Source organism: Natronorubrum amylolyticum, assembly GCF_052040145.1.
GTDB lineage: Archaea > Halobacteriota > Halobacteria > Halobacteriales > Natrialbaceae > Natronorubrum.
In genome coordinates, this window is the sequence record NZ_JBPPFW010000002.1 from 745074 (window position 1) to 758350 (window position 13277).

The following is a 13277-nucleotide window of genomic DNA, read 5'->3' on the forward strand; positions in this document are numbered from 1 at the left end:
TAAAATACACGAAAGAACGAGCGACCAAATGTGTGGGACGCGCCGATACCATCGTGTACAGATAAGCTGATTCCACGCAAAGGGAATGATCTGAGCCACTCGTCAGCTGTTTCCGCGTATGCATTACTAAAACAGTTTGAGAACGAAGAGGTTCGTTGTTATACTTCTCGAAAGACACGTTCGACGCTGTTTCGATTTCCGTCGCATTCGTATCTGAAATCGAGGTCATGTCGTTGGCAGGCGTAATTCAGTGCTTTGTCGCCGTCGACGAGAAACACAGCGTCGTCGAGATCGTGTTTCTCGCGCAGTTCTGCAATGAACGAACTTGCTATCACTTTGGTTCTGGTCGGTTCGAGCTGTGTATGGTGTAATGCGTTTGATTCGGGATTAACCGCAGCATACAGCCAGTACTGCCCGTTGTTGAGTCGGATCACTGTTTGATCAACCGCAACCTGATCCGGATTCCGACCAAAATCTGGCTGTAGATCAGCTTTGTGAACCAGTTATGGACGGTGGTTCAAATCCGTTCAACACCGAACATATGGAGAATTCGAACAGTATTCGAGAGCGGGAGTCCCGCGAGATGAAACTGAATACTGAGCTTCATCAATAGTCGCGATGTTGCCTCTCGCTCCACAAACCCAAGTCAATCTGACTGACACTAGAACTGAGACGTGCATTTTCGGGATGAATCATTTTGAAAACGCCACGCCTCGCTCCTTCAACCTTATTTGAACACCACCCTTCGGATCGGACGAACGTTTATTTCGGAAGGGGCGGCCAGAACAATACGTGAACGACGACCCGATCGTAGCGTCTCTGACCGCACGTGAGAGCAGAATACGCCGAGTTAGACGAGGTGTAAGCCCGGTAGTCGGTGTCGCTGCACTGCTCGCGCTCACCGTCTGTCTGGCGGCCGTTCTCGCGATCGGCATCGGGGCATGGTCGCTCGAGTCGGGTGGCCCTGGCCCAGCCGCGACATTCGAGCTCTCGGTCGATGGCGAGGAGTCAACAATTACGATCGAGCACATCGCGGGTGATTCGATCGATGTCGAGGCGCTATCGGTAACGGTCGCTGTAGACGGTGAGGAATTAACGGATCAGCCGCCTGTTCCGTTCGTCGGTGCAAGTGGATTCGATGGAGCTCCTGACGGACCGTTTAACGCCGCAACAGACCCCGAATGGCGGGCTGGAGAGCGTGTGGGTGTCGCCGTCGCCGACACAAATGACCCCGAAATCGAGCCCGGTGATTCAATTCGCGTCACCCTTGTAGTAGATGGGCATCGGGTGGCTGCACTCGAGTCGACTGCAAAATAGCTCTTGGCGAACTATTCCGGAGCGCGACCGATCGTTGTGATCGCGACGTCCGGATCGTAGGACGGCCCCTGGAACAGGTGTTTGACGTCCTCGAAACCGGCCCGTTTGAACATCCGGTCGGCCTCGTACTCATCGTAGAAGAGCATGATCGAGTCGGCGAGTTTCTGTGCGACGACGCTGTCGGGGTAGTTCGGCCCGACGACGAGCACCTGACCGCCGGGTTTCAGGACGCGGCGGAACTCCCGGAGCGCGAGGATCGGATTCGGCCAGTACTCGATCGAACCGGACGACCAGACGACGTCGAACGTATCCGTCGCGAACGGCAGCCGTTCGGCGTCGCCGCGGTGGAAGTGAACCGGCGGAGCGCGTTTTCCGAGTTTCGCGTAGGCCTGCTCGAGCTGGTGTTCGCTCTGATCGAGCGCGTACACCTCGTCGACGTGCTCGAGCAGTCCTTCGGTCGCGAACCCGGTGCCACAGCCGACGTCGAGGACGGTCGTGTCGGCCTCGAGATCGAGCAGTTCGAGGGCGTCGGCGCGCATCTCCTCGTTCCAGATGAAGGGATTAACCTGGTCGTACACCTTCGAGAGGTACTTGTAGAACAGTCGGGCTCTGGCCTTGTTCTCGAGGATTCCCATTGTGGGTGGATTTCAGCCGGATCGGGATATGTCTGCTGTTCCCGTCGGTCACGAAACGTGATTAATCGGCACAGACCGATGCCGCTGTGTGCAAAATTGCTGGGTGACTTTCGCAACTACCATATACGCGCCCTTGTAAACGTCCACCCGCTTAGAGTATGCCGAGGCCAGAGGTTCTCGAACGAATACAGTCGGCGGAAGAGGAAGCCGACGAGATCGTCGCATTGGCACAGAACGACCGCGACGAGCGAATAGCCGAGGCCCGGAAACGTGCCGAGGAGATTCGCACGGAAGCGGAACAAGAAGCGCGGGATCTCAAGGAGCGCCAGCTAGAGGCGGCGCGCGAAGAGATCGACGAGGAGTGCGAACGCGTCCTCGAGGAAGGAGAACAGGAGCGTGCGGCGCTAGCCGAACGTGCCCAGGATCGGGTCGACGAAGTGACGAACCACGTCGTCGAACTGTTCCAGGAGGACGTCCATGCTCAGACCTGAACGGATGAGCAAGGTCTCGGTGACCGGTTCCAAGGGCGTTATGCCCGCGGTCATCGAGACGATCCACGGACTGAATCTGGTTCACCTCTCGGACTACGACGGCTCCTGGGAGGGGTTCGACAACGGGAACCCCATCGAAGGAGCCGACGACGCTTCCGAGAAGCTGGTGACAGTCCGCGCCCTCGAGAGTACCCTGAAGCTGTCGGCCGACGAGGCCGAACCGGGGGCCCTCGAGGAGAACTGGGAGTCACGCATCGAGGAGATCCGAACGCGGGTCAACGAGCTCGACGACCAGCGCAGCGAGACCCGCGAGGAGCTTCGACAGGTCGAAGAGAAGATCGGCCGCGTTGCTCCCTTCGCAGAGCTCGGAATCGACCTCGACCTCCTGTCGGGGTACGACACGGTCGACGTCGTCGTCGGCGAAGGGCCGCGCGCCCAAGTCGAAGACGCCGTCGCCGCCTCCGACGAGATTCGAGCCTACGAGACGTTCACCGGTGGCGACGTCGTGGCTATCGTGGCCGCACCCACCGCAGACGCCGGTTCGAGTCCGATCGATGACGCCCTGGTCGGCGTCGAATTCACCCGGCACCCGGTGCCGGAGACCGACCAGACGCCGAGTGCGTACGTCGACGAGCTGTCGGAACGCAAACGCGAGCTCGAGTACGAGATCGAAGATATCGACGCCGAACTCGAGCAGATCAAGGCGAACGAGGCCGGCTTTCTGCTGGCCGTCGAGGAAGAGCTGACCGTCGAGGTCCAGCAAGCCGACGCGCCGCTGCAGTTCGCAACGACGGGTCGGGCGTTCATCGCAGAGGGATGGATCCCGAGCGACGAGTACGACGATCTCGTCGCGTCGCTGAACGACGCCGTCGGCGAGAGCGTCGAGATCGAAGAGCTCGAGCGAGCGAGCTACGACCGTCACGGGAAAACCCACACGGAGGATATCCAGCAGGGTACCCAGGCGGCGAAAGACGACGAAGATGCGGCTGCGGAAGAAGATGGCCAGCAGCAGAAGGCCATGACGGACGGTGGCTCGGCCGTGACGATGAGCGACGAGCCGCCGACGATTCAGAAGAATCCGTCGGCAGCCAAGCCGTTCGAAACGCTGGTACAGGCGGTCAATCGACCGAAGTACAACGAACTCGATCCCACGATCTTCCTGTTCCTGACGTTCCCGCTGTTCTTCGGGTTCATGATCAGTGACGTCGGGTACGGACTCTTGTACGTGCTGACCGGATTCTACATGTATCAGAGCTTCGATAGCCCGGGGATCACGAGTCTCGGTGGTGTCGCCATGTGGTGTGGCGCGTTCACCATCGTCTTCGGGATCCTGTTCGGGGAGTTCTTCGGACTCCACGAACTCGGCTACATGATCTTCGGCGACGGCGGTGCGCCGATGGGAGACAAGGGACTCTCGCCAGCGACGGCAGAGTTCGTCAACGCCTGGCTGATCGTCGCCGTCGCACTCGGAGTGCTTCACCTGAACATCGGCTGGATCCTCGACTTCGTCGAGAACATCCAGCACGGTCACGGTCTCTGGGGTGCGATCACCCACAGCGGCTCGTGGCTCCTGATGCTCAACGGACTCTGGGTGTGGGTGTTCACGGAGCAGGCAGCGCACGTCAAGCCCGACTTCATCTACACCGCGTTCGACGGCGAGCCGTTCGCGTTCGGATTCAGCGGCTTCCCGATGATGGATCTGTTCGCGATCGGCGGCGTCGAGATTACACTGCCGCTTCTGGCAGTCATCCTCGGCGTCGTGCTCCTGGCAGTCGGCGACCCGGTCGAACTGGCCGAGTTCGCCATGCCGTTCGCACACGTCGTCTCCTACGCACGAATGACCGCCGTCTTGCTCGCAAAGGGTGGGATGGCGTTCGTCGTCAACCTGCTGACCTTCGGAGCCGTCCAGACGCCTGAGGGGGCACGCCCCTTCATGGCGCCTTGGACCGGCTACGGACCCGAGGACGGACAGGTCATGTTCGATGGCCTGTTCTACATCGGCGACGGAGCAGTCGCGATCGCCGCCTTCGCACTCGGCGTTCTCGTGCTGGTACTCGGACACATTCTGGTCTTGTTACTTGGTATCACAAGTGCCGGATTACAGGGTATCAGGCTTGAGTACGTCGAGTTCTTTGGGAAGTTTTATGAAGGCGGTGGAAAGAACTACGAACCGTTCGGACACGATCGAAATCACAGTGAGGACTAACTACAATGGCACTTGAACTCGGACCTGAACTGGCGGATGTTGCACTGCAAGCAGAAGAAGTGAGCGGCCCAACCCTCGAGAACGAAGGTGCAGCGGCACTGGCAGTCGGTCTCGCGGCACTCGCAGCCGGATATGCGGAACGAGGTATCGGCGCCGCAGCAGTCGGCGCAATGGCTGAGGACGACGATATGTTCGTTCCAGGCCTGATCATGACCGTCCTTCCGGAGACGCTCGTGATCCTGGCACTGGTTGTCGTCTTCATCGTCTAAAACAACCCCCCCTTCTCTCACCAATGAGTTTGGATACAGTCGTAGAAGACATTCGAGAAGAGGCCCACGCGCGTGCGGAGGACATCCGCGCCGAGGGCGAAGCGCGCGCCGACGAGATCGAATCGGCCGCCGAGGAGGACGCCGAGGAGATCCTCAGCGATGCGGAGCAGGCGGTCGAGCGCGAGATCGAGCAGCTTCGCGAACAGCGACTCTCCAGTGCGAAACTGGAGGCGAAACAGAAGCGCCTGGAGGCCCGCCGTGACGTCCTCGGCGACGTTCGCGAGCAGGTCGAAGACGAGCTCGCCGCCCTCGAGGGAGACACTCGCGAGGAACTGACGCGAACGCTCCTCGATGGGGCAAGCGAGGAGTTCGACGAGGGCGACGACGTCAACGTCTACGGTCGCGAGAGCGACGAGGAACTGATCACGTCGATCCTCGACGACTACGAGGGCTACGAGTACGCCGGCGAGTACGATTGCCTCGGCGGCGTCGTCGTCGAGAGCGACCAGTCTCGAGTCCGAGTCAACAACACGTTCGACTCGCTGCTCGAGGACGTCTGGGAAGACAACCTCCGGGAGATCAGCAACAGACTCTTCGAACAATGAGCGTAGGCGCCTCGAATCCGGAATACGTGAACGCTCGCGTTCGGTCACGCCGAGCCTCGCTGTTCGCGGACGAAGACTATCGGAAGCTGATCCGGATGGGGCCGAGCGGGATCGCACGGTTCATGGAAGAATCGGAGTACGAACGCGAGATCAACGAACTCGGTGCACGCTTCTCGGGTGTCGACCTGATCGAGTACGCGCTGAACCGGAACCTCGCGAAACACTTCCAGGACTTGCTCGACTGGTCGGACGGTCGACTGTACGACCTCATCGCCCGCTACCTCCGGAAGTTCGACGTCTGGAACCTGAAGACGATCATCCGCGGGATCTACACCGAAACCGATCCCGAGGAGATCAGGACGGACCTGATCATGGCCGGTGAACTCGATGAGGCGATGATCGATCGACTGCTCGAGGTCGACGAGATCGAGGACGCGATCGAAGTCCTCAACCGAACGATCTACTACGATCCCCTCACGGAAGCGTACGAGGAGTTCGAAGAGACCGGCGCGCTCGTCCCCCTCGAGAACGCGCTCGACCGGGAGTTCTACGAGCACCTGCTCGACGACCTCTCCCGCGGACCGATTGCCGAGCCCCAGGAGGGGCCGGAAGCGAAGTACGTCGAGTTCCTGCAGGCCGAGATCGACTTCCGGAACGCCCGGAACGCCCTGCGACTCGCTCGCAGCGGTGCCGACCTCGATCCCGCGTCCTACTATATCGAGGGCGGCGTCCTGTTCGACCAGTCGGAGCTGAGCCGGCTCGTCAACGATTACGACGCGCTCGTCGATCACATCGGCGAGAACAAACGCTACGGCAAGCGCCTCTCGGGGGCGATGGATCGGCTGCGGAACGCTGACAGCCTTATCCAGTTCGAGCACGCACTAGACGCTGCGCTGCTCGAGTACGCGGATACGCTCTCGAGCATCTACCCGGCCTCGATCTCGGCCGTGCTGTCGTACATCCTCGCCAAGGAGCGCGAGGTCGAGAACATCCGTGCGATCGCTCGCGGACGCGAGGTCGGACTCGAGGAGAGCGAGATCGAAGAGGAGCTGGTGATCCTATGAGTCAGGAAATCGCAGTCGTCGGCAGTCCGGAGTTCACGACCGGCTTCCGCCTCGCGGGAGTCCGTCGCTTCGAGAACGTCCCGGACGACGAGAAGGAAAGCGACCTCGACGACGCCGTCACGGACGTCCTCGAGGACGACGGCGTCGGGATCGTCGTCATGCACGACGACGATCTGGAGTTCCTCTCGCGGAACGTGCGCCAGACCGTCGAGACGAGCGTCGAGCCGGTCGTCGTCACGATCGGAAGCGGAACCGGCGGCGGCGGACTGCGCGACCAGATCAAGCGTGCGATCGGTATCGACCTGATGGACGAAGACGAACAATAAACTATGAGCCAGGCAGAAGACACCCAGACCGTCGACGAAGACGGTGTAATCGAAAGCGTGAGCGGTCCGGTCGTGACCGCCGCGGACCTCGACGCCCGGATGAACGACGTCGTCTACGTCGGTGACGAAGGGCTGATGGGCGAGGTCATCGAGATCGAAGGGAACCTGACCACGATTCAGGTGTACGAAGAAACCTCCGGCGTCGGCCCGGGCGAACCCGTCGAGAACACGGGCGAACCGCTCTCCGTCGACCTCGGACCCGGTGTGCTGGACGCCATCTACGACGGTGTCCAGCGCCCGCTCGACGTCCTCGAGGAGAAGATGGGGACGGCGTTCTTGGACCGCGGGGTCGACGCCCCCGGGATCGACTTCGAGACGGAGTGGGAGTTCACTCCGACCGTCGAGGTCGGTGACGCAGTCGAAGCCGGCGACGTCGTCGGTGAAGTGCCCGAGACCGAGAGCATCACGCACCGCGTGATGGTCCCGCCAGACTACGAGGGTGGCGAAGTGACGGCGACCGAGAGCGGTGAGTTCACGGTCGACGAAACCGTCGTCGAACTCGACTCCGGCGAGGAGATCACGATGCACCAGGAGTGGCCCGTTCGTGAGGCTCGCCCCGCAGAGACGAAGGAGACGCCGACGATCCCCCTCGTGTCGGGGCAGCGAATTCTCGACGGCCTCTTCCCGATCGCGAAAGGTGGGACGGCCGCGATTCCCGGTCCGTTCGGCTCCGGGAAGACGGTCACCCAGCACCAACTCGCCAAGTGGGCCGACGCGGACATCGTCGTCTACGTCGGTTGTGGCGAACGCGGCAACGAGATGACCGAGGTCATCGAGGACTTCCCCGAACTGGAAGACCCGCAGACGGGCAAGCCGCTCATGTCCCGGACGTGTCTCATCGCGAACACGTCCAACATGCCGGTCGCAGCCCGAGAGTCCTGTATCTACACGGGGATCACCATCGCGGAGTACTTCCGCGACATGGGCTACGACGTCGCGCTGATGGCCGACTCCACCTCCCGGTGGGCCGAGGCCATGCGCGAGATTTCGAGCCGACTCGAGGAGATGCCCGGCGAAGAGGGGTATCCCGCATATCTGGCCGCCTCGCTCTCGGAGTTCTACGAGCGCGCCGGCAAGTTCCAACTGCTCAACGGCGACGAGGGATCGGTGACGGCGATCGGTGCCGTCTCGCCGCCCGGCGGCGACTTCTCGGAACCCGTCACGCAGAACACCCTGCGTATCGTCAAGACGTTCTGGGCGCTGGACGCCGACCTCGCGGAGCGTCGGCACTTCCCCTCGATCAACTGGAACGAGTCGTACTCGCTGTATCGACAGCAGCTCGACCCCTGGTTCCGAGAGAACGTCGCCGAAGACTGGCCGGAGGTTCGCCAGTGGGCGGTCGACGTGCTCGACGAGGAGGCCGAACTGCAGGAGATCGTCCAGCTCGTCGGCAAGGACGCCCTGCCGGAAGACCAGCAGCTGACCCTCGAGGTCGCACGCTACCTGCGTGAAGCCTGGCTCCAGCAGAACGCGTTCCACGACGTCGACACCTACTGCGACCCGAAGAAGACCTACCGGATGCTCCAGGCGATCCGGACGTTCAACGACGAGGCCTTCGAGGCGCTCGACGCTGGCGTTCCGGCCGAGGAGATTCAGGACGCCGACGCCCTCCCGCGGCTCAACCGGATGGCGACGGCGGAGGAGTGGAACGAGTACATCGACGAACTCGAATCCGATATCGAATCGCAGATCAGAGCACTGTACTAACGATGAAAGAGTACCAAACAATCACGGAAATCAGCGGCCCGCTGGTGTTCGCCGAGGTCGACGAACCCGTCGGTTACGACGAGATCGTCGAGATCGAAACCGACGACGGCCGAACGCTGCGCGGACAGGTGCTGGAATCGAGCGAGGGCGTCGTCTCGATCCAGGTGTTCGAGGGAACGGGCGGTATCGACCGCAACGCTTCCGTTCGATTCCTGGGCGAGACGATGAAGATGCCCGTCACCGAGGATCTCCTCGGACGGGTGCTCGACGGCTCCGGCAACCCGATCGACGGCGGTCCGGAGATCGTCCCCGACGATCGCATCGATATCGTCGGCAAGGCGATCAACCCCTACTCCCGCGAGTACCCAGAGGAGTTTATCCAGACCGGCGTCTCCGGTATCGACGGCATGAACACGCTCGTTCGCGGCCAGAAGCTCCCGATCTTCTCGGGCTCCGGCCTCCCCCACAACGACCTCGCGCTCCAGATCGCCCGGCAGGCGTCGGTGCCCGAGGAAGAGGAAGGCGACGACGAGGGGTCGGAGTTCGCAGTCATCTTCGGTGCGATGGGAATTACCGCCGAGGAAGCAAACGAGTTCATGGACGACTTCGAACGCACCGGCGCACTCGAGCGCTCGGTCGTCTTCATGAACCTCGCGGACGACCCCGCAGTCGAGCGGACGGTCACGCCGCGACTCGCCCTGACGACGGCGGAGTACCTCGCCTTCGAGAAAGGCTACCACGTACTGGTCATCCTCACCGACATCACGAACTACTGTGAGGCGCTTCGTGAGATCGGTGCCGCGCGTGAGGAGGTTCCGGGTCGGCGTGGCTACCCCGGATACATGTACACCGACCTGGCACAGCTCTACGAGCGCGCCGGTCGAATCGAGGGCAAAGAGGGGTCGGTGACGCAGATTCCGATCCTGACGATGCCCGGCGACGACGACACCCACCCGATTCCGGACCTGACCGGCTACATTACGGAGGGCCAGATCGTGATGGATCGAGACCTGAACAGTCAGGGGATCGAGCCGCCGATCAACGTCCTGCCGTCGCTGTCCCGACTGATGGACGACGGTATCGGCGAGGGGCTGACCCGCGGCGACCACGCCGACGTCTCCGACCAGATGTACGCCGCGTACGCGGAGGGTGAAGACCTGCGCGACCTCGTGAACATCGTCGGTCGCGAGGCGCTCTCCGAACTGGACAACAAGTATCTCGACTTCGCCGACCGGTTCGAGGAGGAGTTCATCCAGCAGGGGTACGACAACAACCGCTCGATCGACGACACGATCGAACTCGGCTGGGACCTTCTGTCGGAGCTCCCGAAGGAGTCCCTCAACCGGATCGACGAGGACCTCATCGCAGAGCACTACCGCGAAGACGAGACGGAAGCCGCCGAAGTCTCGGCCGACTGATCGGCACGGTTTCGCTATTCCATTTCTCCCGGTTCGATCTCACCGATAGTCGATCGGCCAGCCCGAGCGGCGCCCGAACGCTGACGGTCTGGAAGTAATGACAATAGTTATTTCATTCCAACCAACATGATTGTGTATGGGCGATCGAATTTCGCGGCGACGGCTGCTCTCCACAGCGGCGGCTGGCAGTCTGACGGTCGGCGTCGCCGGCTGTCTCGACGAGTTTCGTAGCGAATCGAGTGATGATGACGATGACGACACGACAGCCGACGCCGGGAGCGGGCCCGAAAACGGTGACGACGATCCCGCCGACGAAGACGAGACGTACGCGACCGCCTGCGAGGCTGGCACCGGGTTCCTCGAGACGACCTTCGAGGGTGAGTTCGAGGGGGCCGGAGAGTACTACCCTCACGAGTATCTCGGAGAGTACGACCGGGAGTTCTTCGTCGACTACCTCGAGGATCGGTTTGCCGACGCCGCCGAGGACTACGATCTCACGGACGCGAACTGTGTCGAGTCGACGGACGACCACGACGTGATCGAGGCGGCCCGCGACGAACTGGACACCGAGGTGACGGCGGGCGAATGGCTCACCTACGAACTCGACCTCGAGGCCGATGAGGAGGTAGTATCGGAGTTGATGGACGTCCTTGCGATCGAGATCGAGGGGACGTGGTACGCCGGCGTCGTCGACGTCTCCGGTCAGGACGTCGAGTCCGTGATCCAAACGACGGTCGAGATTGTGGACAAAGACCAGCACATCGACGCGGGCGCGACCGGAAAAACCGCGGAAGTCGTCGTCTCGGTCATCGACGAGGACGGTAACAACGTCTCGGATGCGACGGTGATCGCTACCGCCGGATCAGCACAACTCGAGGGCGTTGTCCACGCCGAGACGGGTACCGTCCCCGACGAACTCGAGGGAACCTACGACGACCTCGAGGACCACCAGGCGGTGTTGAATTTCGACGGTCGGCAGTCGCTTCGCGACGATCAAGATACGGGGACGATCGAACTGGACATCGTTCCGCCGTCCGACAGCAACTACGTCGACGAGCATCCGAACGCGCAGATTCGCGTCGTCAGAAACTGACCTCGAATTCAGTGACGATTAGGTCGTTTCCGACCCGTCCGGCATCTGGAATTCATCACGCGCTTGAGCCGGAGGATACCGAACTGCGAGCGACCGAAACTTCTGTACGTCTCGTCAGTGAAGGACCGAACGTGTGGTATTAATGCACAAGCCACTGCTCACAACGGACTTTCTTGACCGGGCACGGACGCACTACGGCGACGACGAAGCGGTCGTCGCCACGACGGATGAACGGTTCACCTACGGCGAACTGGGGGAGCGCGCCGACCGGTTCTCGGCGGCGTTACAGGAACGCGGCATCGAGAAGGGCGATCGGGTCGCCGTCCTGGATCCGAACACGCACTACCACCTCGAGGCGGCCTACGGGACGATGCAGACCGGGGCGATCCATATGCCGCTGAACTACCGGCTGACGCCGGACGATTTCTCCTACATGCTCGAGGACGCGGAGGTCGACGCCGTCTACGCCGACTACGACTTCGCGGATAAGATCGAGCCAATTCGGGAGGAGGTGCCGGTGGAGACGTTCATCACGAACGATGCTGAAAGTGTCGACGGTGAATGGGAGAAGTTCGACGATATCCTCGAGGAGGCGGGCACCGAGTACGACCGCCCCGAAATGCACGAAGACGAGATTATCACCATCAACTACACCTCTGGGACTACTGGCGACCCGAAAGGCGTCTGTCGAACCCATCGCGCGGAGACGCTCCACGCGTACCTGATCAGCATCCACCAGGAGATTCGCGACGACGACAGCTACCTCTGGACGTTGCCGATGTTCCACGTCAACGGTTGGGGCCACATCTACGCGATCACCGGCATGGGCGCGAAACACGTCTGTACCCGCGGTGTCGACGCCGGGGACATCTTCGAGGCGGTCCGAAAGGAGGATATCTCCTACATGTGTTGTGCGCCGACGGTGCTGAACATGCTAAGTGACTACTACGACGAAAACGACCCCACAACGACGGGCGAGAACGACATCCGAATTGCGACCGCCGGATCAGCGCCGCCGGAGGCAACCATCCGCACCGTCGAGGACGAGTTCGGCTGGTACCTGAAACACGTCTACGGCGCGACCGAAACCGGACCGCTGATTACGACCTCCGACGCTCGACGGACGTTCGACGACGACAGCGGTGATCGGTTCGCGATCAAGAAACGGCAGGGAATCGGCTTCCTCGGCACGGAAATCCGCGTCGTCGACGAGGACGGTACCGACGTGGCCCGCGACGACGCCTCGATCGGTGAGATCGTCGTCAGGGGCAATCAAGTCATGGAGAAGTACTGGAACAAGCCCGAGGAGACCGAGGAGGCCTTTACCGATCGCGTCGAGGGCTACTACCACATGGGCGACCTCGCGACCGTCGACGAGAACGGGATGGTCTCGATCCAGGACCGCAAGAAGGACATCATCATCTCCGGCGGCGAGAACATCTCGAGCATCGAACTCGAGGACACGCTGTTCGACCACCCCGAAATATCTGACGTGGCGGTCATCCCGGCCCCCAGCGACCAGTGGGGTGAGACGCCGAAGGCGTTCGTCGTGCCCGAGAGCGGCGATCCGGACGACCCCGGCGTAACTGTCGACGAACTCGTCGACTTTACGCGAGACAACCTCGCGGGGTACAAGGTGGTTCGGGAGATCGAGTTCGTCGACGAACTGCCGACGACCGCGACCGGCAAGGTCCAGAAGTACGAACTCCGTCAGGAGGAGTGGGAGGACGAAGACCGCATGGTCGGACAGGGGTAGCTATCGACACCGGTCGTCTCGGTCAGCGTCTTCCGTTCGCGTTTCCCACCCGAGTTCCGATTCGTGATCGTCAGCCTCCGTTCCGAGTGTGGTACCGTCCGCGTTCGACCGCGATTCAGGTCGTCCGCCGCGTTCTCTGGCGAGTCGCTCTGCCTCCGTCCGGTCGACGACCGTCGGGTTCGACGTCTCGTCGGCGATCGCCAGCCACAGTACGAGTGGAATCAGCAGGGAGAACAGCAGAACGAAGAGGACGAATGCGCCGGACATGAGTCTGGTACGTTGCCGGTCGAACTCCAGACACAAAGAATTTATCGGGTGACATGAATCGGG

13 protein-coding genes and 1 pseudogene are annotated in these 13277 nt (G+C 61.6%); 11 read left to right on the forward strand and 3 right to left on the reverse strand.

Annotated elements, in window-relative coordinates:
• Nucleotides 1-60 precede the first annotated feature (60 nt).
• Nucleotides 61-696 (reverse strand): annotated as a pseudogene (locus ACSFDB_RS09880) (IS6 family transposase); the annotation flags it as partial.
• Between the two features lie 123 nt (nucleotides 697-819).
• Here ACSFDB_RS09880 and ACSFDB_RS09885 point away from each other — a divergent pair.
• A complete protein-coding gene (locus ACSFDB_RS09885) occupies nucleotides 820-1317 on the forward strand; it encodes an archaellin/type IV pilin N-terminal domain-containing protein (protein ID WP_440771102.1) in 498 nt (165 codons plus the stop codon).
• Nucleotides 1318-1328: 11 nt separating this feature from the next.
• Here the strand turns inward: ACSFDB_RS09885 and ACSFDB_RS09890 are convergent, their stop codons facing one another.
• Nucleotides 1329-1952, reverse strand: a complete 624-nt coding sequence (locus ACSFDB_RS09890) for a methyltransferase domain-containing protein (RefSeq protein WP_440770824.1) — start codon at nucleotides 1950-1952, stop codon at nucleotides 1329-1331.
• A gap of 158 nt (nucleotides 1953-2110) precedes the next feature.
• On the opposite strand from ACSFDB_RS09890, the gene ahaH reads away from it, so the two are divergent.
• From ahaH to ACSFDB_RS09940, 10 genes are all read left to right on the forward strand, one after another.
• Nucleotides 2111-2443 carry an ATP synthase archaeal subunit H gene (ahaH, locus tag ACSFDB_RS09895; protein ID WP_440770825.1) on the forward strand — a complete coding sequence of 111 codons (333 nt, stop codon included), beginning with the start codon at nucleotides 2111-2113 and terminating at the stop codon, nucleotides 2441-2443.
• Nucleotides 2430-4649, forward strand: coding sequence for a V-type ATP synthase subunit I (locus ACSFDB_RS09900; RefSeq protein ID WP_440770826.1), 2220 nt, complete (start codon nucleotides 2430-2432; stop codon nucleotides 4647-4649). The genes ahaH and ACSFDB_RS09900 overlap by 14 nt, the downstream gene beginning before the upstream one ends.
• A 5-nt stretch (nucleotides 4650-4654) precedes the next feature.
• Nucleotides 4655-4918, forward strand: a complete 264-nt coding sequence (locus ACSFDB_RS09905; RefSeq protein WP_006089740.1) for an ATP synthase subunit C-like protein — start codon at nucleotides 4655-4657, stop codon at nucleotides 4916-4918.
• Nucleotides 4919-4941: 23 nt separating this feature from the next.
• Complete coding sequence (locus ACSFDB_RS09910) at nucleotides 4942-5523, forward strand: V-type ATP synthase subunit E (RefSeq protein WP_440770827.1); 582 nt, start codon at nucleotides 4942-4944, stop codon at nucleotides 5521-5523.
• Nucleotides 5520-6587, forward strand: a complete 1068-nt coding sequence (locus tag ACSFDB_RS09915; protein ID WP_440770828.1) for a V-type ATP synthase subunit C — start codon at nucleotides 5520-5522, stop codon at nucleotides 6585-6587. The genes ACSFDB_RS09910 and ACSFDB_RS09915 overlap by 4 nt, the downstream gene beginning before the upstream one ends.
• The gene (locus ACSFDB_RS09920; protein WP_440770829.1) at nucleotides 6584-6913 is read left to right on the forward strand and encodes a V-type ATP synthase subunit F; all 330 of its coding nucleotides are present in this window, start codon (nucleotides 6584-6586) and stop codon (nucleotides 6911-6913) included. The genes ACSFDB_RS09915 and ACSFDB_RS09920 overlap by 4 nt, the downstream gene beginning before the upstream one ends.
• 3 nt (nucleotides 6914-6916) lie before the next feature.
• Nucleotides 6917-8680, forward strand: coding sequence for an ATP synthase subunit A (locus ACSFDB_RS09925; protein WP_440770830.1), 1764 nt, complete (start codon nucleotides 6917-6919; stop codon nucleotides 8678-8680).
• 2 nt (nucleotides 8681-8682) lie between these two features.
• Nucleotides 8683-10098 (forward strand): ATP synthase subunit B, encoded by a 1416-nt coding sequence (locus ACSFDB_RS09930; RefSeq protein ID WP_440770831.1) that lies wholly within the window; start codon nucleotides 8683-8685, stop codon nucleotides 10096-10098.
• A gap of 136 nt (nucleotides 10099-10234) precedes the next feature.
• Nucleotides 10235-11191: a DUF7382 domain-containing protein gene (locus tag ACSFDB_RS09935; RefSeq protein WP_440770832.1), complete on the forward strand. Its 957-nt coding sequence runs from the start codon at nucleotides 10235-10237 to the stop codon at nucleotides 11189-11191.
• A 142-nt stretch (nucleotides 11192-11333) separates the two neighbouring features.
• Complete coding sequence (locus ACSFDB_RS09940) at nucleotides 11334-12947, forward strand: long-chain-fatty-acid--CoA ligase (protein WP_440770833.1); 1614 nt, start codon at nucleotides 11334-11336, stop codon at nucleotides 12945-12947.
• Here the strand turns inward: ACSFDB_RS09940 and ACSFDB_RS09945 are convergent, their stop codons facing one another.
• The gene (locus ACSFDB_RS09945) at nucleotides 12948-13214 is read right to left on the reverse strand and encodes a DUF8143 family protein (RefSeq protein WP_440770834.1); all 267 of its coding nucleotides are present in this window, start codon (nucleotides 13212-13214) and stop codon (nucleotides 12948-12950) included.
• Nucleotides 13215-13277 lie beyond the last annotated feature (63 nt).

Bases quoted from the DNA above. Each gene is read 5' to 3' on its own strand.
- ACSFDB_RS09930 (WP_440770831.1), top strand. From the start codon at position 8,683: ATGAAAGAGTACCAAACAATCACGGAAATCAGCGGCCCGCTGGTGTTC.
- ACSFDB_RS09900 (WP_440770826.1), top strand. From the start codon at position 2,430: ATGCTCAGACCTGAACGGATGAGCAAGGTCTCGGTGACCGGTTCCAAG.
- ACSFDB_RS09905 (WP_006089740.1), top strand. From the start codon at position 4,655: ATGGCACTTGAACTCGGACCTGAACTGGCGGATGTTGCACTGCAAGCA.
- ACSFDB_RS09945 (WP_440770834.1), bottom strand. From the start codon at position 13,214: ATGTCCGGCGCATTCGTCCTCTTCGTTCTGCTGTTCTCCCTGCTGATT.
- ACSFDB_RS09940 (WP_440770833.1), top strand. From the start codon at position 11,334: ATGCACAAGCCACTGCTCACAACGGACTTTCTTGACCGGGCACGGACG.
- ACSFDB_RS09935 (WP_440770832.1), top strand. From the start codon at position 10,235: ATGGGCGATCGAATTTCGCGGCGACGGCTGCTCTCCACAGCGGCGGCT.
- ahaH (WP_440770825.1), top strand. From the start codon at position 2,111: ATGCCGAGGCCAGAGGTTCTCGAACGAATACAGTCGGCGGAAGAGGAA.
- ACSFDB_RS09925 (WP_440770830.1), top strand. From the start codon at position 6,917: ATGAGCCAGGCAGAAGACACCCAGACCGTCGACGAAGACGGTGTAATC.
- ACSFDB_RS09890 (WP_440770824.1), bottom strand. From the start codon at position 1,952: ATGGGAATCCTCGAGAACAAGGCCAGAGCCCGACTGTTCTACAAGTAC.
- ACSFDB_RS09915 (WP_440770828.1), top strand. From the start codon at position 5,520: ATGAGCGTAGGCGCCTCGAATCCGGAATACGTGAACGCTCGCGTTCGG.
- ACSFDB_RS09910 (WP_440770827.1), top strand. From the start codon at position 4,942: ATGAGTTTGGATACAGTCGTAGAAGACATTCGAGAAGAGGCCCACGCG.
- ACSFDB_RS09920 (WP_440770829.1), top strand. From the start codon at position 6,584: ATGAGTCAGGAAATCGCAGTCGTCGGCAGTCCGGAGTTCACGACCGGC.